This is a genomic window from Acidimicrobiia bacterium (genome assembly GCA_040881685.1).
Lineage (GTDB): Bacteria > Actinomycetota > Acidimicrobiia > IMCC26256 > PALSA-555 > SHVJ01.
The window spans coordinates 53,840-73,955 of the sequence record JBBECS010000028.1; the positions used below are offsets into that span (position 1 = coordinate 53,840).

Below are 20,116 nucleotides of genomic sequence, written 5' to 3' on the forward strand. Positions count from 1 at the left end.
GGGAGCGGAGGATGGAACCCGCAGCGGGATCGTGGCGCGACCCGTCCAGTCGAGTCTTCGAGGCCGACGGACATATCGTTCGCGCGCTCGATGCCGACGCCGCGGCCGACTACGCGGTATTGGCCGCGTCGCCGCTGTTTCGCGACGCTCTTCGTGAAAGACGCATCGTCGGAACCCGAGCGCTCGAACCACTCCCTGCAACGCTGGTGGAGCAAGGCTGGGTGGCCGCGCTCGAACACGATCGCGTGCCCGTTGTCACCTACCCCTTCGAGTGGACCTTCTCGATGCTCCGCGACGCGGCGTTGCTCCAGCTCGACCTCACCGAGCAGGCCCTCGCAGACGACCTGATCACGAAGGACGCCACGCCGTACAACCTCCAGTTCGTCGGCTCAAGACCCATGTTCATCGACATCGGCTCGTTCGAGCGGCTGAGCCCCGGCGAACCGTGGTTCGGGTACCGCCAGTTCTGCGAGCAGTTCCTCAACCCGCTGCTGGTCCAGTCCCAGGGGATCCCCTTTCAGCCCTGGCTCCGCGGCGAGGTGCGAGGCATCACGCCTGCGGAGTGTCGCTCGGCCCTGCCGTTCCGGACTCGTGCCCGGCCGTCAGTCTTCGTCCATGTCGGACTGCACGCGTGGGCGGAACGTCGCTACGCGGCCTCGTCGCGCGATATGCGAGGTGAGCTGCGTGCAGCGGGCTTCAATCCGAAGATCGTCCGGGCACAAGTGCGACGACTTCGAAAGCTCGTGCGTCGTCTGCGCTGGCAGCCGGCAGAGTCGACCTGGTCGGAGTACACGAAGCGAGGCCACTACAGCGATCGCGACCTCGAGACGAAAGAGGCGTTGGTTCGCCGCGTCGCTGCCTTGCGCCACCGAAGCCAGGTTCTCGACATCGGCGCGAACGACGGTCGATTCACCGACGCGGCGCTCGCAACCGCCGACTACGCCGTGGCGCTCGACGCCGATCCGCTCGTTGTGGATCACCTGTACCGCAGGCTGCGCGAACGCGGTGAAGAGCGAATCGTCCCGGTCTACATGGACGTCGCGAATCTGTCGTCGCCGGTCGGTTGGCGCGCGAAGGAGCGTCCGGCGTTCGTCGAGCGTGTCCGTCCGGATCTCGTGCTCATGCTGGCCTTGGTGCACCACCTGGCAATCACCGACATGGTTCCGTTCGAAGAGATCGTGGGTCTGCTCGCCGACCTCGACGCCGAAGTCGTCGTGGAGGTTCCGGCCCCCGAAGACCCGATGGTCCGCCGCCTCACCCGCACGAAGAAGGGTGGTGCCGTGGATCGGTACTCCATCGAAGCGTTCGAATCTGCGGCAGCAACATTGTTCGACGTGATCGAGCGGCAGGTGCTCCCCTCCGACACGAGGAACCTGTACCACTTGAGGCCGCGACGCTGACGTCGTGCCGCGTGGTTCAGCGTTGTGCGGCGAGCGGATGGAGCGTGGTGCCGGCGCTGTCGATGCGATAGACGTCGAGGCTGTTCTGTTGGGCGCGCATGAACGACGGATCGAGCATGGAGACGATACGGATGTCCTCCGTGTTCTCGAGCTGGTAGACGGGGCCGACGCCGGCGATCGTGCCATTGAGGGCGACTGCAACCCATTGGCCGGGCTCGACGCCGGTGACGGTCGCTTCGAAGAGCGCGGGGAGCACCCTGTCGAGGTTGATGTGGTCGTAGGCAGACCCCTTGTTTGCGTGAACGCTGCCGACGGGTGACCCGAGCGTCAGCGACGCCACTGGCTCGCCGACCAGCTCTCCGTACGGGCCGATCCGGAACGGGTCCTGAGGTCCCCCATCCGAGACCAAGAAACCGTCGAGCTCTGCTGCGATCCGCAGGGCGCGTACCGGTTCCGCAACGGTCGTTCCATCGACCAATAGCTTCCGGCGATGGCGTGGCGCGGGACCGATCAATGACCGCCCGTCGAAGTGCCAATCCGCGGGGAGGTCGATGCCGAGCGCGTCGACGACCGTGGGGACCACGTCGATGGTGCGCGCGTCGCGCCGGTCGACCTCGCCGGCCACCTGACCCGGGTATTTCACGATCAACGGGACTGGCAGCACTCCGTCACGGCCCCGAGCTTCGCTCGTGTCGCGGCGAGTCTTTTCGGGCACGAACGCAACCCCGTGGTCGGCGGTGACAACCACGAGCGCGTCGTCGAGCATGCCGGTGCGCTTGAGGCGGTCGAGGAGCTGGTCGACGAGATGGTCCACGTGCATCGTCTGGAGCACGAGCCGCTGCGCGTCGACATTGACGAGGTCGACGTCGCTGGGGCGCGTGAACGACGACCGCGGAACGTAGTGGGCGTTGTACGGGCGTCCGTCGGGGAACAGCGTGTACGGGACGTGGGGCAAGAGGCTGTGGTGGAACCAGAGTCCGGGAGAGCGGCCGGTGCGGAGAGAGGCGAGGAATGTCTCGAAGCGCGCTGCTTGGTCCAGGCTGTCGACCCCCGGGAGCGCATCGTGGTCGAAGTCCGCGAGGGTCGGTTCGGACCCGTCCTTCGTCCGGCGGGTGGCCGTGACGTGACCGAAGCCGGCCCAGCGGTCTTCGATGGTCGGGACGCCCCACTCGGTGGCAGTGGCATCGGGGAGCAGGGCGCGGAAGTAGACGGTTTCGAGGTCGGCAAAGAGCGTGGAGCTGCTGTTGGCGGACAAGCCATGCGCGTTCGAGTTGCGGCAGAGGGCGCGGGGGCACAGGCGCGTGACGGTTTCGCTGACGCGGAGGCGGTGCGATCGCGCGAAGAGGGTGAACAACGAACGCGGGTAGTTCGACGCAACCGGCACCGCCTCTTCGGGAGGCAGCAGCCCGGTCTGGATCGCCGGCACCGCTCGAATCGTCTGCGAGGACACGGTGGTGGTGTTCGGGTACCAGGTGGAGGTGTCGGCGAGGCGCGTGAAACCGGGATAGCGGGTGGCGTCGATAGCACCGCGGTCGTCGAGGAGAACACCCAGGGGAAACTCGTCGAAGACGATCACGATGACGGGCGTGCGCGTGCCCTGCAGGTCCACCGCGGCAGCAGCCGGGTCGGTGGAGAGGATGAGGGTCTGCACTGGGGTGAGGAACAAGAAGATGGCGAGGAAGAGCGCAGGAGCGGGGGCGAGGTAGGTGATGAACGTGCGGAGGTTGCGGAGGCGGTCGTGGCCGATGGCGGCGCCGATCGCGATGACGACGGTGAGGGCGATCCACGCCGTGGTCGACAGGCCGATCGCGCGCTCGAGCGGAGGCAGAAGGGTGGCGGCGACGAGGAGGCCGACCATGACGGCGCGCGCCACCAGGGCCGCCGCTGCGGAGGCGAGCCGGATGACGGTGAGCACCGCGAGCAGCACCAGCGGCGGTATCAACAACACCGCGAAGGCGACCGCGACGAGGGCGCGGCCGTCGAGGTCGTGAGCGACGAAGAACGTGGGGTTCTTGCCGAGCAGGTCGAACAGCGGCTGAGCGATGGCGAACCCACACAACGCGAAGAGATGCGCCGCGTCGATCAGCAGGCTCGGTCGTCGTGTGACGGCTGGTACCGCGATCAAGACTTCTGGCCGGTGAGGCGGCGCTGCTTGAACTGCGCCCGGATGTAGTCGCGGTTCATGAGCGCGATGAAGTCGGTGCTGATCTCTTTCGGGCACGCCCTTTCGCACTCGCCGTGGTTCGTGCACGAACCGAACCAGCGCTCCATCTCGTCGACCATCGCGACGACGCGCGACCACCGCTCCGGCTGGCCCTGTGGCAACAGGTTGAGGTGCTGGATCTTGGCCGCGGTGAAGAGCTGCGCCGCGCTGTTCGGGCACGCGGCGACGCACGCGCCGCACCCGATGCACGCGGCGGCGTCCATCGCGGCGTCGGCGACCTCCTTGGGCACCGCGATCTGGTTCGCCTCGGGTGCTGTTCCCGTGGGCGTGGTGATGTAGCCGCCGGCTTCGATGATGCGGTCGAACGCCGAGCGGTCGACGCAGAGGTCCTTGATCACGGGGAAGGCGGCGGCGCGCCACGGCTCCACGGTGATCGTGGCACCGTTCTCGAACTTGCGCATGTGGAGCTGGCACGTCGCTGTGCCCTTCTCCGGGCCGTGCGCGCGCCCGTTGATCATCATGGCGCAGGACCCACAGATGCCCTCGCGGCAGTCGTGGTCGAACGCGACCGGCTCATCGCCCTTCGAGATCAGACGCTCGTTGAGCACATCGAAGAGCTCGAGGAATGACATGTCGGGGCTGACATCGTCGACCTCGTAGATCTGGAACGCGCCACCGTCCTTCGGTCCGCCTTGGCGCCAGACGTTGAGTGTGATCTTCACGAACCCCTCACTTGTACGACCGCTGCGTCGGGTGTGCGTACTCGAACTCGAGCGGCTCCTTGTGAACCTCGGGCGCGGTGTCGGCGCCCTTGAACTCCCAAGCGGCGACAGAGGAGAAGTTGTCGTCGTCGCGCATCGCCTCGCCGTCCTCGGTCTGGTGCTCGACCCGGAAGTGCCCGCCGCAGCTCTCCTCGCGTTGGAGGGCGTCGAGGCACACGAGCTCGCCGAACTCGAGGAAGTCGGCCACCCGCCCGGCCTTCTCCAGAGACTGGTTGAAGGACTCGTTCTCACCGAGGACACGCACGTTGCGCCAGAACTCCTCGCGCAACGCCGGGATCTCCGCCAGCGCCTTCTCGAGGCTCTCGCGACTGCGCTCCATCCCGCAGTGCTCCCACATGATCTTGCCGAGCTCGCGGTGGAACCAGTCGACGGAGCGCGTGCCCTTTACGGAGAGCATGCGCCGTACCTGGTCGGAGGCGTCCGCCTCCGTCTGGGTGAAGGCGGGGTCGTCGGTGGCGGCGGGGTCGGTGCCCAGCAAGGGCGCGAGGTAGTCGCCGATGGTCGCGGGCAGCACGAAGTAGCCGTCAGCGAGGCCCTGCATGAGCGCGCTGGCACCGAGGCGGTTGGCGCCGTGATCGGAGAAGTTCGCCTCACCGAGCACATAGAGGCCCGGCACGTTCGACATCAGGTTGTAGTCGACCCACGATCCGCCCATCGTGTAGTGGACGGCAGGGTAGATGCGCATCGGGAGCGTGTACGGGTCTTCTCCGGTGATGCGCTCGTACATCTGCATGAGGTTGTCGTAGCGCTCACTGATCACGTCGCGACCGAGACGAGAGATCGCACTCGCGAGGTCGAGGTACACGCCGTTCTTGAGCGGCCCGACACCGCGCCCGGCATCGACCTCGCGCTTGGACGCGCGCGACGCAACGTCGCGCGGCACCAGGTTGCCGAACGCCGGGTAGCGACGCTCGAGGTAGTAGTCGCGCTCGTCCTCGGGGATCCGGTCAGCCGAGCGCTGGTCGCCCATGTCAGTGGGGACCCAGATCCGCCCGTCGTTGCGCAGCGACTCGCTCATGAGCGTGAGCTTCGATTGGAAGTCGTCGCTCGCCGGGATGCACGTGGGGTGGATCTGCGTGAAGCACGGGTTCGCGAGGTACGCGCCGCGCTTGTACGCCCTCCAGATGGCCGTGACATTCGAGTTCTTGGCGTTCGTGGAGAGGAAGAAGACGTTGCTGTAGCCGCCGGTCGCGAGCACGACCGCGTGCCCGGAGAACGAGCGCATCGCGCCGCTGACGAGATTTCGAGTGACCACGCCGACGGCGCGTCCATCCTTGATCACCACGTCGAGCACTTCCGTGCGCTCGTGGAGCTGCACGTTGCCCAGATGGATCTGGCGCGCGAGGGCTTGGTAGGCACCGAGCAAGAGCTGTTGGCCGGTCTGCCCGCGGGCATAGAACGTGCGTGAGACCTGGGCGCCGCCGAACGACCGGTTGTCGAGCAGTCCGCCGTACTCCCGCGCGAACGGGACACCCTGCGCGACGCACTGATCGATGATGTTCACGCTCAGCTGCGCGAGCCGGTACACGTTGGCTTCACGCGAGCGGTAGTCACCGCCCTTGACGGTGTCGTAGAAGAGGCGGTACACGCTGTCGCCGTCGTTGCGGTAGTTCTTCGCGGCGTTGATCCCGCCCTGGGCCGCGATGCTGTGGGCGCGCCGGGGTGAGTCGTGGAACGTGATCATCGTGACCTCGTACCCGAGCTCTCCGAGCGACGCGGCCGCCGACGCGCCAGCCAGGCCGCTGCCGACCACGATCACCCGGAACTTGCGGCGGTTCGCCGGGTTCACGAGCTTCACGTCGAACTTGTGGTGGTCCCACTTGTCTTCGATGGGGCCGGAAGGAGTCCTCGCGTCGAGCGTCAAGGGTGGACCCCCGCGGTGATGAGGATCGGCAGGGCGACGTTGCCGGTGGTGATGAGACCGGCGAACCCCACCGCGAAGTAGCGGCGCCAGGTGTTGTACCGGGGGTTGTTGAACCCGAGGCTCTGGAACATCGACCATGCGCCGTGGAAGATGTGGAGACCGAGCGCGAGGTTGGCGACGACGTACGCCACGGCCACCGGCACTCGCTCGAAGCTCGCAATCATGTTGCGGTAGGGGTTGCCGCCTTCGTACCCGGGGTTCACCGTGCCGAACGTGAGATCGAGCAAGTGGAAGATCACGAAGAGCAAGACGATCACGCCCGTCCACCGCATCGTGCGTGACGCGAAGTTCGCCGCGGCGTAATCACGCGGCGACTGGTACTGCGTGGGTCGAGCTCGCCGGTTGATCAGCGTGAGCTGGTACGCCGCGACGATGTGGATGACGAAGGCGGCGAGCAACCCGACGCGCAGTCCGTACAGCACGACCTCACGTGGCAGGGCGGGCTCACCCAGGCGGCGGAGCCAGTCGGCGTACTCGTTGATGTCTTCCTTGCCGAGGAAGATCTTGAGGTTGCCGACCATGTGGGCGAGCACGTAGCCGAGCAACATGATCCCGCTGACGGCCATCAGCCACTTCTTGGCGACGGCGGAGCGGTAGAAGGTGACGACGAACGGCGCTCGACGGCTCGGCGTGCGCGCGGGCGCGTCGGTCATTTCCCCCGCGACCTTCGTCATCGTTCCTCCCGGCCAGGTATGGCCAGCGCTTTGACGCTAGCGCCGGGCAACGCCGTGACTCCGATTCTCGAACGTCCGCTCGGGGCGTCGCGAGGCCGCTGGTACGCTCCCGCGCCGTCCCCCCGGAAGGAGCTCGCACTCATGACCCGACCCGGCACTCTCGGCGAGCTACGAGCGAGCGGCTGGGTCTCGCGGCCGGTGAAGCAAGAGGTGCGCGAGAACGCGGTCCGGCGGATCTCGGAGAGTCAGCCCGTCGTCGACGGTCTGATCGGGTACGACGACACCGTGCTGCCCCAGCTCGAGAACGCGTTGCTCGCGAGCCACGACGTGATCTTCCTCGGGGAGCGCGGTCAGGCCAAGACCCGCATGATCCGCTCGCTCGTCGGTCTTCTCGACGAGTGGATGCCCATCATCGCCGGCAGCGAGATCAACGACGACCCGTACGAGCCGATCTCGCACCACGCGCGACTGCTGGTTGCCGAGCGGGGCGACGAGACGCCCATCGAGTGGGTACACCGTGATCGGCGCTTCGGCGAGAAGCTGGCCACACCCGACACGTCGATCGCCGATCTCATCGGCGAGGTCGACCCGATCAAGGTGGCCGAGGGTCGCTACCTCTCCGACGAGCTCACGATCCACTACGGGCTCGTCCCTCGCACCAACCGTGGCATCTTCTCGATCAACGAGCTGCCCGACCTCGCCGAGCGCATCCAGGTGGGTCTGCTCAACGTGCTCGAGGAGCGAGACGTGCAGATCCGCGGCTACAAGATCCGGCTGCCCCTCGACCTCATGCTGGTCGCGTCGGCCAACCCCGAGGACTACACGAACCGCGGTCGCATCATCACCCCGTTGAAGGACCGGTTCGGGGCGCAGATCCGCACGCACTACCCACTCGACGTGGACGTGGAGATGGACGTCGTCGAGCAAGAGGCGACGGTGAACGTGCCGGATGGGATGCGGGTGTCGGTGCCGCTCTTCATGGCCGAGATCGTGTCGGAGATGAGTCAGCAGGCTCGACGGTCACCGCACATCAACCAGCGCTCCGGTGTCTCGGTCCGGATGTCGGTGGCCAACTACGAGACCGTCGTCGCGAACGCGACTCGCAGGGCGCTGCGCAACGGCGAAGACGAGGTGGTGCCGCGCGTGAGCGACCTCGAGGCGCTGGCGTCGAGCACGGCCGGCAAGGTGGAGTTCGAGACGGTCGACGACGGTCGCGAGGAGCAGGTGCTCGACCGCATCGTGAAGGCTGCGGTGCTCGAGACGTTCCGCGCCACCTGCAAGCCGGAGAAGCTCACGGAGCTCGTCACCGCGTTCGACGAGGGACTAATCGTGCACGCGGGTGACGACATGCCCGCAGCCGAGTACGCCAAGCTCCTGTCGAGCCTTCCCGGGCTGCGCGAGACCCTGGCGGATCTCGAGGTGGAGGAGACGCCGGCTGGGGTCGCGTCAGCGGTCGAGTTCGTGCTCGAAGGCCTCCATCTCTCCAAGCGGCTCAACAAGGACGCCACGGGAGGCAAGTCGGCGTATCGAGGCCGCGGCTAGCGTTTCCTCGACGAAGGGAGCCAACAGATGCGACGCTTCGTTCGAGCACTCGTCACCAGTGCGCTGATCGCCGGCCTCATCGCAGGCACCGCCGCGAGCGCTCCCGCGCGCGTTGCCGAGAAGAGCGCCAAGAAGTTCTGCGAACGCTTATTGGCGATCAGCTCGACGGTCCCGGACGTGAGCGGAGAGTCCGGGTTCGCGGACGCTTCGGCCGCGTTCGTGAAGCAGTACAAGAAGCTCGCCAAGGCGGCGCCCACGGGAGAGCTTCGCAAAGCCGCCAAGACGATCGCCAAGTACTACGGCAGAATCGCTGACGGCGTGGACCCGAATTCGGCAGCCGCGAGCTACAACGACAACGAAATCGAGGCGATCGCCACGATCACCGAGTACAGCCTCGCGAACTGCCCCGCCGCCGGCGTGGGCCCCGACGCGTCGCAGCCCTGAGTGAGCCGTCGTTGACGGCTCACCGCCGGCCGCGACCCGTCCATCTGATCTAGAGCCCGCCCTCGCGGTCGTACACGCCGCACGCCTGGTTGGCGAGCCGGTTCACATCGTCGACCGCCTCGCGCACGTCGGGATCGTCCTTGATCGACGGGTCGTCTTCCACGCGCTCCAGTGCGTCGAGGAACACCTGCGCGGCGTCGTCGACCGCCTTCGGCGCCGTACGAGCGAGCTCCGCCACGCGCTCGATCTGACGATCGATGTCGATCTCCCCGCGCTTCTGCTGCCGCTCCAGCTCGGAGTCGTACCGATCAGCCGCTAGACAAAACGCCTTCGAAGCCTTCGGTGTCTGCGAGCCGCTGCAGCCCACCATCAACACCAAGACCGCAAAGAAGAGAAGCACTCGCCGCACCCCCCGATTCTCGCCCCCCGCCCACCCCCTTCCCGAACCGGCCCCCCACCCGTTCCCCCAACCGGAGCAAGTGACGCTCAAGGTCAAATACGGAGCCTTTCCGTCACTTGCTCCGTTGGGCGAGTGCGTTCCGCACCCGTTCGACCACCGCGCGTCGCGATGACTTGGCCGTGAAGTGGAGCACGCGCCAGTCCTCATCTTCGAGATCCATGTCGCGGTCACGATCTGCGTCGAACGACGTGCGCATGCGATGCGCGTCCCAACCGTCGTACTCAATTGCGATCTTCAACTCGGGATACGCGAGATCAGGCTTGTACGTGCGATTCCCCACGCGGACTCGGTGCTGTTGCCGGGGTGGAGGTAGGCCCGCCTCCACGATCCACTGCACGATCTTGAGCTCTTGATCGCTCCCTCCCGCATCAAAGCCTGGGGTTCGAGCCTCGAGGATCGCCCGCATCACCGTGCTGCGACGACGCCCCTTCGTTTTGAGATCGAGAAAGACGCGATGCAGTTGTTGGAGCGTCGTAAGTCGACGACGAAGTGCGTCGTCGAGTGCGCGCTCCACGACCCATGGTGGGCAGCAAGCAGTCAGATCGCACAGCGTGCGAGCAGGCGTGGTCACCGGAATGCAACCCGACCGCATCGTGTGGAGGCGACCACGGACGACGGTGTCGTGAACAACGACCCCTGGAAGTCGTGCACGGCGGGCGCGACGCACGGTGATCTCGAAGGCATCTGGAGCTTCGAAGCCCATGAGGCGCCAGAGCCACGCGGCCGATCGAAACGAAGCCACCGCTCCCCGGCCGCCGGCCAAGCAAGCGGCCAGCAAGAGTTGGTCCCACGTCTCCGGCGCACCCGCAACTCGGAGGACTCCTTCGCGAACGCGGTCAAGCTCACCTCGCCGGACCCGGTGCTTGATCTGACTCTCGGTCAACACGCGCAGCGCCTGTTCGTACGTGATCAGCGCGAGTTGGCGCCTTGCGATCCGACGAAGTCGACTGTCCATGCCGCTCTTCGACGACCCGTAGCCCAGCAAGTGACGCGAACGTTCCGTATTTGACCCTCAGCGTCACTTGCTCGATACGGGGGGTCGGCCTTCGGACCCGGGGTACCTTGGGCGGATGCCGTTGCTCGGTCGCCGTCGTCGTCGGGAACGTGACAAGCGAGGGTTTCGGTACTCCGCGTGGGACGGGTCGCAGCGCGGGTTCGATCTCGACGCCGACGCCCTGCTCGACGAGATGACCGACGACCTGCTGTACCACGGCGACCTGCACGCGTCGCTGCGGCGCCTCATGCAGCAAGGCATGAAGGACCGCAACGGCGAAGAGCTCATGGGCCTGCGCGACATGCTCCAGAAGCTGCGCGAACGGCGCAAGGAGATGCTCGAGCACTACGACCTCGGTGGGGTGTACGAGGAGATCGCCGAGCAGCTGCGCGAGATCGTCGACCAGGAGCGCGAGGGCATCGAACGCCGTATCGACGAGGCGCTCCAGTCAGGCGACCGGCGCCGCCAGGAGATCGTCGACGACCTCGCCAAGGAACGATGCGAGCAGCTCGACCAGCTCCCTCCCGATCTTGCGGGCAAGGTGCAACAGCTCCAGCAGTACGACTGGATGGACGACGCGGCGCGCCAGAAGTTCGAAGAGCTGATGGAGCAGCTGAAGAACCAGCTGATGCAGAGCTACTTCAATCAGATGTCCGAGGGCATGCAGAACATGACGCCCGAGCGCATGCAGCGCATGAAGGACATGATGGCCGAGCTCAATCAGATGCTCGAGCAGCGCGAGCGCGGCGAGGAGCCCGACTTCAAGGGCTTCATGGAGCGCTACGGCGACTTCTTCCCCGACAACCCGCAGACGCTCGACGAGCTGCTCGAGCAGATGGCCCAGTCGATGGCGCAGATGCAGCAGCTGCTCAACTCGATGACGCCCGAGCAGCGCGCCCAGCTCCAGGGCCTCGCCGAGAGCCTGATGGAGGACATGGACCTGCGTTGGCAGGTCGACCAGCTCGCCCGCAACCTCCAGCAGGCCTTCCCGAACCTGCCCTGGGAGCGCTCGATGAACTTCCAGGGCGACAACCCACTCTCGATGGGCCAGATGCCCGGCCTGCTCGATGCGCTCGGCGACATGGATGACCTCGAGCACCTGCTCCGCCAGGCCACCCAGCCCGGTGAGCTGGCCGAGGTCGACGTGGAGCGCGCCCGCGAGCTGCTCGGTGACGACGCCGCCCGCTCACTCGAGCGGCTGGCCGAGCTGGCCAGGATGCTCGAGGAGGCCGGCCTGATCGAGCAGCGCGAGGGTCGGCTCGAGCTCACTCCCCGCGGCATCCGCGCCATCGGGCAGAAAGCGCTCGGTGATCTGTTCCGCAAGCTCATGAAAGACCGCACCGGCCGGCACGACCAGGACCGCACCGGCATCGGCCAGGACAAGGCCTATGAGCACAAGCCATACGAGTGGGGCGACCCGTTCCATCTCAACGTGGAAGAGACGGTCAAGAACGCCATCTGGCGCAGCGGCGCGGGGACCCCGGTTCGACTCACGCCCGACGACTTCGAGGTCGAGCGCACCGAGACCGTCACGCGCAGCGCAACCGTGTTGCTGCTCGACGTGTCCCTTTCGATGCCGATGCGCGACAACTTCCTGTCGGCGAAGAAGGTCGCGATGGCGCTGCACGCGCTCATCACGAGCCAGTTCCCGCGCGACTACTTCGGTCTCGTGAGCTTCGGACGCGTCGCGCGCGAAGTGCCGCCCGAGCGGTTGCCGGAGATGAGCTGGGACTTCGAGTGGGGCACGAACATGCAGCACGCGATGCTGCTCGCACGGCGCATGCTCTCCCGCCAGAGCGGCACGAAGCAGATCATCATGGTCACCGACGGCGAGCCGACGGCCCACATCGAAGGCGGCGAGCCGTACTTCCAGTACCCGCCCTCACCGCTGACCATCGAGGAGACCCTGAAGGAAGTGATGCGGTGCACGCGTGACGGCATTCGCATCAACACGTTCATGCTCGACGAGAGCTACTACCTGCGTGACTTCGTGGAGCGCATGATGAAGCTCAACCGCGGCCGTGCCTTCTTCACGACCCCCGACACCCTCGGCGACTACGTGCTCGTCGACTTCCTCGATCAGCGCCGTCAGAGAAGGGCTTCGTAAGCCGCAAGCGTCTGGTCGTCGAAGCAGACGAACCTGACCGAGTCGATCTCGGGCGGTGCCGCCCGACAGCTCGCCACCGCGACTTCCGCGGCGGGCTCCAGCGGATAGCCGTAGATGCCGGTGCTGATGGCTGGGAAGGCGACGGATCGGGCTCCGACCTCGGCGGCCACCTCCAGGGAGCGCCGGTAGGCCGACGCCAGGAGCCCGGGCTCGCCCTGGTTGCCTCCGTGCCAGACCGGCCCGACCGCGTGGATGATCCAGCGGGCCCTGAGGGCGAAGCCGGGGGTGACCTTGGCGTCGCCGGTGACGGCGCCGCCGAGCCCGGCGCAGGCGGCGTCGAGCTCGGGCCCCGCGGCGGCGAAGATCGCCCCGCAGACGCCGGCCCCGCGGGTCAATCCGGGGTTGGCGGCGTTGACGACGGCGTCGGTGGCCTCTGCCGTGATGTCACCGAGGACGGCCTCGACTCGGGGTGTCATGGCGAGAATCTACGGAAAAGCACGCCCGCCACGAAGAAATCTGACCCTAAAATCGTCCGAAATCGGACATTTCCCCACCGGCCGCGCAAGTTCCCCTTGCGCCCGGTTGCTCTGGCGGGTCAGAGTAACACCGTTGTAATTCCAACCGCGTCATTCAGAGGGGATTTTCGGTGAACGTGACCGACTTCATCCAGTTCGTCCAGGCCGAGGCCGACGACAGTGGGCAGCGGTGGCAGGAACGTGCCAACTGCCTGGGGGTCGATCCCGACCTGTTCTTCCCAGAGCGGGGTGCGTCGACCCGTGAGGCCAAGGCCGTGTGCCGGGGCTGCGAGGTCCGGGGCGAGTGCCTCGAGTACGCCCTCGCCCACGGTGAGAAGTTCGGCATCTGGGGCGGGCTCTCGGAGCGTGAGCGCCGACGGGTCCGCCGCCAGCGGGCTCTCGAACGTCGCAACCTCGCTTCTGCCTAGGTCGAGCGGGCCCTGCTCGAGGGGCCGTCGCTTACGGGACCGTCTTTGCGGTCAGCCTGGATTCGATCGTGACGGCTTCGGTGATCTCGGCCCAGTCTCGGAACTCTTCGGTGCAGCGCTCGAGCTCGGCGTGGGGGATCAGGCCGACGATCTCTACCTTGGTGATCTCCCAGTCGTCTTTGGCCGCCCGGCGGCGAACCTCTGAGACGGCGGCTTCGATGCCGGTCACGGGCAGATCTACCAGGTTCATCGACACCTGAGCCGTCTCCACGGACTCCAGGAGCAGGCCCAGCGCCCGCACCCCCGGCATGCCCCCGTCGAGCTCGCGCACCTCACGGGCGAGGCGGCGGGCCACGAGGACGTCGTTGGTGTCGAGCCAGCAGTTCACCGCCACGAGCGGCGGGCGGGCGCCCACGGCCACCGCACCGAGCGTGGGATGCGGCCGAGGCGGGCCGGCGTCGGGCTCACGCTTGACGAAAGCATCGGCCCGGAGCTCCGGCAGCGATCGGCGCTTCGGATCGGCGTCGTCGTAGAAGAACACGGGTACCGCCAGATCTTCCACCGCCCACACGGCAAACGCCGCGGCCGCGTCAGCAGCAACGTCGTGATCTTCGTCGAGCGCCACGAAGGGCACGACGTCGATCACGCCGAGGCGCGGATGCGCGCCCTCGTGGCCCGTCAGCTCGGCGCGCGCCGCGGCGACCTGGGCCAGCGCGCACACCGCGGTCTCGGCATCTCGTGTTCCGGGGCCAGCCAGTGTGAACACCGATCGGTGATGATCGGTGTCGGCATGGACGTCGAGCAGCGACGGGCCGCACGCGATCGCGAGCGCGTCGAGCACGTCGGCGCGGCGACCTTCTGAGATGTTCGGCACGCACTCCAGCACCTTGACTCCTGGTCGCACTCGCTCGGCGGAGGGATACCCTCCGCCGCCCTTCGGCACACTTTCTGCCCCGGCGAGCTCGCTCGCTTCGCTCGCTCGCCGCTGCCTCCCTAGTGTGCCCTCGTGCGAATCGGGCTCGCGCTGCCTCAGTACGACTACTCCGTCCCGGGTGAGACGCCGCTCACGTTCCTCACGCTCGTCGAGCACGCCCGCCACGCCGAGGCTGTCGGTTTCGACTCGCTGTGGCTGTCTGATCACCTCTTCCTCGACTTGGCCAAGTACGGCGGCTCCGCCGACCGTCAGGGCGCCTACGAACCGATCACAACCCTTGGCGCGCTCGCGGGTGTGGTGCCGCGCGTCCGGCTCGGAACGCTCGTCCTCTGTGAAGCGCTGCGCCCCCCGCCGGTGCTGGCAAAGGCGCTCGCCACCCTCGACCGCATCACGGAAGGACGCCTGGACATCGGCGTGGGGGCCGGTTGGTACGAGCCGGAGTACGAGGCGATCGGGATGCCGATGCCGCCGCCGGGGGTTCGCGTCCGGCGACTGCGCGAAGCCACCGAGCTCATCTGCGCGCTGCTCACCGGTGGTGCCGTCACCCACCACGGAGAGTTCTTCCACGCCGAGGGCGCCGCGCTCGACCCCACACCGCTCCAGGCGCCCCGACCACCAGTGTTCATCGGCGGGAAGGGCGACAAGGTGCTCGCCACCGTGGCTGCGGTCGCCGACGGATGGAACACGTGTTGGGTGTGGACACCCGACGCGTACCGCGAGCGTCTCGCCGTCCTCACGCGCGCATGCGACGACGAAGGACGCGATCCGGAGACCGTTGTCCGCTCGCTCGGGCTCTATGCCCTCGTTGGCGAGGACGAGGCCGACCTCGCCGCGCGCTTCGAGCACCTCCGCGCCGTGACACCCGGCGTGCTCGACGCCGTCACGCTCGACGAGTGGCGTATCGGGCGGCTGGTGGGCACCGTCGAGCAGGTGCGAGAGCAAGCCGACGGCTGGGCCGCGCTCGGCGTCGAGACCTTGATCGTCGGCCCCGGTGCAGTGCCGTTCCAGGTGCTCGGGCTCCACGATGTCACCGCGCTCGCCGAGGCGCTGGCGGCGATCGAGTGAAGCGAGCGAGCTCGCTGGGAGTGTCGAGCGGCCGGTAGGGCGGCGGCGGGCATCCCGCCGCCGAGCGAGTGCGACCAGGATTGACAGGTAGGGTGGGCCGCAGTCACCGCAGGAGGTCAGATGTTGGGAGTGTCCGTGGGCCCCACCGAGTTGCTGATCGTCCTCGGCATCGTCCTGCTGCTCTTCGGCAGCACCCAGCTCCCCAAGCTGGCCCGCTCCATGGGCCAGGCGTCGAAGGAGTTCAAGAAGGGTGTGACCGAAGGGGCACCCGACGAGGACGGCGACTCCGTCACGTAGCCGCCCCGGCCCGCAAGGGCCCCAGCGGCACCGTGCCGGGAACCTGACGACCACCGCCCGTCGTTCTCCTGATGGCCGACGGCATCCCGACGTGGGAAGAGGTGGCCCGTGAACACGGTGCCTTTCTCTACCGCGTGGCGTACCGCCTGGTCGGCAATCACTACGACGCGCAGGATCTCGTGCAGGAGGCACTGCTACGAGTCCGAAAGGGCCTCGAGCGTTACGAGCCGGGGTCCCTGGAAGGCTGGCTGGCCCGGATCGTGACCAACGTGTTTCTCGACGACGTACGCCGCAAGCAGCGGCGGCCCACCGACGCGCTGCCCGACGACCCTGACCGCGTGCTGCCCGAGAGCCCCTCGGCCGAGGACGCGAGCGCCGAGCTGTCCGAGGAGATCCAGGCGGCGCTGGCGTCGCTCCCACCGGAGTTCCGGGTGCCCGTCGTGCTCTGCGACGTCGCCGACCAGTCCTACGAGCAGATCGCCGACGCGCTCGAGGTGCCGCTCGGCACGGTGCGCTCACGCATCCACCGGGGCCGCCGCCTGCTGCGCGCCGCATTGCGGGACACGGCCCGATGAGCGCCCCGCGCGATCAAGGGATGGACGAGAGCCTGCTGTCGGCGTACCTCGACGATGAGCTCGACGCCCGAGCCCGGGCCGACGTCGAAGCCCGCCTCGCTGAATCACCCGAGTGGCGCGCGGTGCTCGACGAAGTGCGCCAGACGCGTGATGCGGTGCGCAGACTTCCCGCGGTTGCGGCTCCGCCTGGCTTCTGGGACCGCGTGCTCGCTCCCGAGGGCAATGTCGTCTCGCTGGCCGACATGCGCCACCGTCGCGTGCGGACCAGCCGTTGGTCCGCGCTCGCGGGAGCGGCGGCCGCGGCGGCGATCCTCGCGGTGGCGCTCGTACCGCGGCCCGAGCCGGTGCAGCCCGCGCTCGGGACGCTCACCCAGGTGCACTCCGAGCGCGCGTCGCTCGGCAACGACGTCGTGAGCAACCTCGCGGGAGCAGTCGTGCCGGAGGGCACGGAGCCGTGATCCGTCGCGTGGCGGACCTGCGGGTAGCGCTCGTAGCCGCCGCGCTGGCCTCGATGACACTGTCGGGCGGGCCCGCCGACGCGGGAACGCCGGATCGCGCCGAGGAGCTGCTCGCACGGGCGCGCACGGTGGCAAGCCACGAGTCGTTCGCCGGGATCGTCGAAGTGCGCTGGCACGACGACACCGGGGCCGAGCGGGTCGAGCGCGTCGTTGCTCGAGGCGTGGAGGGCGCGTTCGTGATCGGGCTCGCTGCGCGCAAGACGGTGGGCGAGGGGGGCGAGCGCTACACGAGCGCGGCGGGCGAGCCCTCCACCCGCTGGGAGCCGGTGGGCGGCCGGCCAGCACCCGCGCCGGGCGCAACGTGGGACCTCGAGATCGCCGGCCGGCGCCGGGTTGCCGAACGCCCGGCCACAGTGGTGGTCGCTCGGGACGCCGAAGACCGGGTGCGGGCGAAGTTCTCGATCGACCGCGAGACCGGCCAGCTGCTCCGCCGCGCTGTGTTCGACGAGCGTGGCCGGGCCGAGCACATCGTGCGGTTCGTGACGATCATCACGGGTGAGTCGCAGTCTCCTCCGTCGGCGGTGCCGTCGGTTCCTGGCGCAACCGACGTCAAGGCCCCACGAGTGCTCCACGCGGTGCCGGCCGGTTTCGTCTCCCGTGCCGAGGTCGGGCCGGGCTACGAGCTGCTCGGCCGCTACCGACAACCTGACGATGCGGTGCACCTCTACTTCAGCGACGGCATCTTCACGCTCTCGGTCTTCGAGTCGCAGGGCCGTGTGGATTGGGACGGCCTCCCTGCGGGATCGGCCACGCGCGTCGAAGGACTGCGCGCGCGCTCGTACTCGACCGCGGCCGGCACGATCGTGGTGTGGGGGCAGAGCGGGCTCGTGCTCACCGCCGTCGGCGACGGCCCGCCCGACGCAGTGATCGCGGTCGTGGCCGACTTCAGCGGTGACGCCGATGACGCGTCGTGGCTCGATGACGTGACCGGCTTCGTCCTCGGTCCATTCGACTGGGAGTGACGCGGCGATGCCGCCTCGCGCACCGTGACGCGCGTCACCGCGCGCGACGTGACCCGCGTCACATCGCGAGAGAACGACGATCGTCAGCAACCGTTCGCGCAGATGTCGACATCTCGTGACGTGTTCGTAACGTCCGGCTCGTACCGTGCGCGCATGCTCACCGACACGATCGCCCCGTTCATGGATGTGCCGACATACGTGTCGGCGCTCCTCGACTTGCCGGCGCACGAGGGGCCCGCGGTGTTCGAGCAGTGGTGGTCGCTCGCTCGGCGTCGTTCGCACGGTGCTCTCTTTCAGGTGATCGAGTTCGAGGTGGCATCACTCGAGCTCGATCCCGTGACCTGGCGCCGAGGCCCCGGCGCTGCCGCCGCGCCGTTCCGTCAGGTACGCGGTCGCGTGAAGGCCACGGGCCGACGGGCGTGGCCGGTCGAACTCGAGCTTCTCCCCTGGTCGAGCACCACGTGCGAGCTCGGCCTTCGGTTCAGCGGCCGCAGGCTCCCTTCAGGTCGCCGTTTGGATCGCTATCACGAGCACGCAGCGGCGGCCGTGAGTGCGGTCAGATCGGCGCTTCTCGAGGTGCCCCGCCGCACGACGGTCATCGAGGTGCGCCACCCCGACGCCGCCTGATCTCGGGAGAGTACGGAGCAGCCGAGCGTCCCGGAGGGCGGCGTCGGGTATCCAGGCGCCGAGCGAGCGCGACCAGAAGCTGGATCAGCGTCCGGCGGTGATGCGGCGCTGGCGCAGGATGCGGCGCCGTTCGCGCTCGGAGCAGCCACCCCAGACCCCGTGATCGATGCGGTACTCGAGCGCGTACTCGAGGCACTCGGTCTTGACCGGGCAGTCGCTGCAGACGCGGCGGGCCCGGTCGACACCGACGCCGTCCGACGGGAAGAACTCGCCGGGCAGGGCCTCGCGGCACCGGGCCCGCAGCATCCAGGCCGGGGTCCGGTGGTCGGGGGACAGGAGGGGGAGTGAGCTGTCGTCCATGGGGTTCAGGGGTGAAACGTAGGCCATCGGCGCCGGGTTCCCGCGAGACCCCGAAAAATCGCTGCCCGCGTGCGGTTGTGGCCCGATCACGGGCAATGCTTCTCAGGATGGTCTCAGTCGGGCGTGGAACCTTGTCCGGTACCCACGGCGTTGACAGATGACGACCACCACTACTACCTCCTCTTCCCCCCGAGGTGACCTGTGACCGACGAGACCAAGCCGCGCGCGACGCGCCGTTCGAGCACTCCGAGCGCCCCAAGTGCTCCGAGCACGTTGCGCCAGACCCTCACCGCGGCCATCGCCGGAGGCCTGGTCGGCGCGTTGGCCGCCGGGGGCGTGTTCCTCGCCGTCGACGACGACAACACGACCATCGTGCGCTCGAGCGGCGCGGACGCGGTCGTCTCTCGACCGTCATCGAACATCGACGGCGGCACCGACATCGCCTCGCTGCTGGCCACCGCCGAACCGGCGGTCGTCGCGATCACCGTCGGCCAAGGGCCGGGCACGGGCGCGGGCGGTGCGGGCACCGGCTTCGTGATCACACCCGACGGCTTCATCGTGACGAACAATCACGTCGTCGAAGGCCAGAACCGCATCGAGGTGGCGTTCACCGACGGCTCCACCCTCAGCGCCGAGATCGTTGGCCGCGACCCGTCGGTCGATCTCGCCGTGCTCAAGGTGAACGGTGAAGACCTCCCCGCCATCGAGCTCGGGGACTCCGACGCCGCGCAGGTGGGTGACGAAGTGGTCGCCATCGGCAACGCGCTCGCCCTCGAGGGCGGGCTCAGCGTCACCCGCGGCATCATCTCCGGCACGAACCGCACGGTGGACACCGACGCCGGCACCACGCTCGTCGGCATGCTCCAAACCGATGCGGCCATCAACTTCGGCAACTCCGGCGGGCCGCTCATCGACGCGCAAGGTCGCGTGATCGGCGTGAACACCGCCATGGCCATCGACGCCAGCGCCCAGAACATCGGCTTCGCGATCCCGATCTCTCGCGCCGAGCCGGTCATCGCTGATCTGCGCGCCGGGCGCAAACCCGCCTTCCTCGGCGTGTCGACGCAGAACGTCAACGCGGCGCTCGCGCGCGAGCTCGACCTCTCGGTTGAAGAGGGTGCGTACGTGGCGCAGGTGACGCCGGACACGCCGGCTGATGCCGCTGGCATCCGCGAGGGCGACGTGATCGTTCGCATCGGCGACGACACGATCGACTCGTCGGCCGACGTGCTGACTGCGGTGCGCAGCCATCGGCCGGGTGACAACGTGGAGGTCGTCATCGACCGTGACGGCGAGCGCGTGACCGTGCAGGCGACCCTCACGGAACGCCCCGACGTGGAATGA

General features: G+C 68.0%; 21 protein-coding genes. 12 read left to right on the top strand and 9 right to left on the bottom strand.

Annotated elements, in window-relative coordinates; genetic code table 11:
• Nucleotides 1-11 precede the first annotated feature (11 nt).
• Nucleotides 12-1,400, top strand: a complete 1,389-nt coding sequence (locus WEE69_06850; protein ID MEX1145006.1) for a methyltransferase — start codon at nt 12-14, stop codon at nt 1,398-1,400.
• Between the two features lie 16 nt (nt 1,401-1,416).
• Here the strand turns inward: WEE69_06850 and WEE69_06855 are convergent, their stop codons facing one another.
• Genes WEE69_06855 through WEE69_06870 form a run of 4 tightly spaced genes read right to left on the bottom strand, consistent with a single transcriptional unit; the run spans nt 1,417 to nt 6,944 of the window.
• Nucleotides 1,417-3,525 carry a sulfatase-like hydrolase/transferase gene (locus WEE69_06855; GenBank protein ID MEX1145007.1) on the bottom strand — a complete coding sequence of 703 codons (2,109 nt, stop codon included), beginning with the start codon at nt 3,523-3,525 and terminating at the stop codon, nt 1,417-1,419.
• Nucleotides 3,522-4,286, bottom strand: coding sequence for a succinate dehydrogenase/fumarate reductase iron-sulfur subunit (locus WEE69_06860; GenBank protein MEX1145008.1), 765 nt, complete (start codon nt 4,284-4,286; stop codon nt 3,522-3,524). Before WEE69_06860 ends, WEE69_06855 begins: the two co-directional genes overlap by 4 nt.
• A 7-nt stretch (nt 4,287-4,293) precedes the next feature.
• Nucleotides 4,294-6,210 (bottom strand): fumarate reductase/succinate dehydrogenase flavoprotein subunit, encoded by a 1,917-nt coding sequence (locus WEE69_06865; GenBank protein MEX1145009.1) that lies wholly within the window; start codon nt 6,208-6,210, stop codon nt 4,294-4,296.
• Complete coding sequence (locus WEE69_06870) at nt 6,207-6,944, bottom strand: succinate dehydrogenase cytochrome b subunit (protein ID MEX1145010.1); 738 nt, start codon at nt 6,942-6,944, stop codon at nt 6,207-6,209. The genes WEE69_06865 and WEE69_06870 overlap by 4 nt, the downstream gene beginning before the upstream one ends.
• A gap of 141 nt (nt 6,945-7,085) precedes the next feature.
• Between WEE69_06870 and WEE69_06875 the strand changes: the two genes are divergently transcribed.
• Together WEE69_06875 and WEE69_06880 are read left to right on the top strand one after the other, a co-directional pair.
• Nucleotides 7,086-8,486 (top strand): magnesium chelatase, encoded by a 1,401-nt coding sequence (locus WEE69_06875; GenBank protein ID MEX1145011.1) that lies wholly within the window; start codon nt 7,086-7,088, stop codon nt 8,484-8,486.
• A gap of 27 nt (nt 8,487-8,513) precedes the next feature.
• Nucleotides 8,514-8,930, top strand: coding sequence for a hypothetical protein (locus WEE69_06880; GenBank protein MEX1145012.1), 417 nt, complete (start codon nt 8,514-8,516; stop codon nt 8,928-8,930).
• Between the two features lie 49 nt (nt 8,931-8,979).
• Here the strand turns inward: WEE69_06880 and WEE69_06885 are convergent, their stop codons facing one another.
• Nucleotides 8,980-9,339 (bottom strand): hypothetical protein, encoded by a 360-nt coding sequence (locus tag WEE69_06885; GenBank protein ID MEX1145013.1) that lies wholly within the window; start codon nt 9,337-9,339, stop codon nt 8,980-8,982.
• A 103-nt stretch (nt 9,340-9,442) separates the two neighbouring features.
• Entirely contained in the window at nt 9,443-9,904 is a 462-nt protein-coding gene (locus WEE69_06890) for a hypothetical protein (protein MEX1145014.1), read from the bottom strand.
• 556 nt (nt 9,905-10,460) lie between these two features.
• On the opposite strand from WEE69_06890, the gene WEE69_06895 reads away from it, so the two are divergent.
• Nucleotides 10,461-12,491: a VWA domain-containing protein gene (locus WEE69_06895; protein ID MEX1145015.1), complete on the top strand. Its 2,031-nt coding sequence runs from the start codon at nt 10,461-10,463 to the stop codon at nt 12,489-12,491.
• Here the strand turns inward: WEE69_06895 and WEE69_06900 are convergent.
• Nucleotides 12,473-12,967: an O-acetyl-ADP-ribose deacetylase gene (locus WEE69_06900; protein MEX1145016.1), complete on the bottom strand. Its 495-nt coding sequence runs from the start codon at nt 12,965-12,967 to the stop codon at nt 12,473-12,475. The genes WEE69_06895 and WEE69_06900 overlap by 19 nt on opposite strands.
• Nucleotides 12,968-13,143: 176 nt before the next feature.
• Between WEE69_06900 and WEE69_06905 the strand changes: the two genes are divergently transcribed.
• On the top strand, nt 13,144-13,434 hold the full coding sequence (locus WEE69_06905) for a WhiB family transcriptional regulator (GenBank protein MEX1145017.1): 291 nt from the start codon (nt 13,144-13,146) through the stop codon (nt 13,432-13,434).
• Between the two features lie 31 nt (nt 13,435-13,465).
• Here WEE69_06905 and WEE69_06910 read toward each other — a convergent pair whose 3' ends face one another.
• Complete coding sequence (locus WEE69_06910; GenBank protein ID MEX1145018.1) at nt 13,466-14,308, bottom strand: glutamate formiminotransferase; 843 nt, start codon at nt 14,306-14,308, stop codon at nt 13,466-13,468.
• A gap of 132 nt (nt 14,309-14,440) precedes the next feature.
• Between WEE69_06910 and WEE69_06915 the strand changes: the two genes are divergently transcribed.
• From WEE69_06915 to WEE69_06940, 6 genes are all read left to right on the top strand, one after another.
• The gene (locus WEE69_06915) at nt 14,441-15,433 is read left to right on the top strand and encodes a TIGR03619 family F420-dependent LLM class oxidoreductase (protein MEX1145019.1); all 993 of its coding nucleotides are present in this window, start codon (nt 14,441-14,443) and stop codon (nt 15,431-15,433) included.
• 129 nt (nt 15,434-15,562) lie between these two features.
• Nucleotides 15,563-15,730, top strand: coding sequence for a twin-arginine translocase TatA/TatE family subunit (gene tatA, locus WEE69_06920; GenBank protein ID MEX1145020.1), 168 nt, complete (start codon nt 15,563-15,565; stop codon nt 15,728-15,730).
• 71 nt (nt 15,731-15,801) lie between these two features.
• Nucleotides 15,802-16,305, top strand: coding sequence for a sigma-70 family RNA polymerase sigma factor (locus WEE69_06925; protein MEX1145021.1), 504 nt, complete (start codon nt 15,802-15,804; stop codon nt 16,303-16,305).
• The gene (locus tag WEE69_06930; GenBank protein ID MEX1145022.1) at nt 16,302-16,763 is read left to right on the top strand and encodes a hypothetical protein; all 462 of its coding nucleotides are present in this window, start codon (nt 16,302-16,304) and stop codon (nt 16,761-16,763) included. Before WEE69_06925 ends, WEE69_06930 begins: the two co-directional genes overlap by 4 nt.
• Complete coding sequence (locus tag WEE69_06935; GenBank protein ID MEX1145023.1) at nt 16,760-17,785, top strand: sigma-E factor regulatory protein RseB domain-containing protein; 1,026 nt, start codon at nt 16,760-16,762, stop codon at nt 17,783-17,785. Before WEE69_06930 ends, WEE69_06935 begins: the two co-directional genes overlap by 4 nt.
• 153 nt (nt 17,786-17,938) lie before the next feature.
• Complete coding sequence (locus tag WEE69_06940; GenBank protein ID MEX1145024.1) at nt 17,939-18,412, top strand: hypothetical protein; 474 nt, start codon at nt 17,939-17,941, stop codon at nt 18,410-18,412.
• Between the two features lie 84 nt (nt 18,413-18,496).
• Here the strand turns inward: WEE69_06940 and WEE69_06945 are convergent, their stop codons facing one another.
• Nucleotides 18,497-18,772 carry a WhiB family transcriptional regulator gene (locus WEE69_06945; GenBank protein MEX1145025.1) on the bottom strand — a complete coding sequence of 92 codons (276 nt, stop codon included), beginning with the start codon at nt 18,770-18,772 and terminating at the stop codon, nt 18,497-18,499.
• A 201-nt stretch (nt 18,773-18,973) separates the two neighbouring features.
• Between WEE69_06945 and WEE69_06950 the strand changes: the two genes are divergently transcribed.
• Complete coding sequence (locus WEE69_06950; protein ID MEX1145026.1) at nt 18,974-20,116, top strand: trypsin-like peptidase domain-containing protein; 1,143 nt, start codon at nt 18,974-18,976, stop codon at nt 20,114-20,116.

What these genes read in the sequence shown, in the direction of transcription:
- WEE69_06850 (MEX1145006.1), top strand. Translation starts at nt 12, where the DNA reads ATGGAACCCGCAGCGGGATCGTGGCGCGACCCGTCCAGTCGAGTCTTC.
- WEE69_06870 (MEX1145010.1), bottom strand. Translation starts at nt 6,944, where the DNA reads ATGACGAAGGTCGCGGGGGAAATGACCGACGCGCCCGCGCGCACGCCG.
- WEE69_06875 (MEX1145011.1), top strand. Translation starts at nt 7,086, where the DNA reads ATGACCCGACCCGGCACTCTCGGCGAGCTACGAGCGAGCGGCTGGGTC.
- WEE69_06880 (MEX1145012.1), top strand. Translation starts at nt 8,514, where the DNA reads ATGCGACGCTTCGTTCGAGCACTCGTCACCAGTGCGCTGATCGCCGGC.
- WEE69_06895 (MEX1145015.1), top strand. Translation starts at nt 10,461, where the DNA reads ATGCCGTTGCTCGGTCGCCGTCGTCGTCGGGAACGTGACAAGCGAGGG.
- WEE69_06900 (MEX1145016.1), bottom strand. Translation starts at nt 12,967, where the DNA reads ATGACACCCCGAGTCGAGGCCGTCCTCGGTGACATCACGGCAGAGGCC.
- WEE69_06925 (MEX1145021.1), top strand. Translation starts at nt 15,802, where the DNA reads ATGGCCGACGGCATCCCGACGTGGGAAGAGGTGGCCCGTGAACACGGT.
- WEE69_06930 (MEX1145022.1), top strand. Translation starts at nt 16,302, where the DNA reads ATGAGCGCCCCGCGCGATCAAGGGATGGACGAGAGCCTGCTGTCGGCG.
- WEE69_06940 (MEX1145024.1), top strand. Translation starts at nt 17,939, where the DNA reads ATGCTCACCGACACGATCGCCCCGTTCATGGATGTGCCGACATACGTG.
- WEE69_06945 (MEX1145025.1), bottom strand. Translation starts at nt 18,772, where the DNA reads ATGGACGACAGCTCACTCCCCCTCCTGTCCCCCGACCACCGGACCCCG.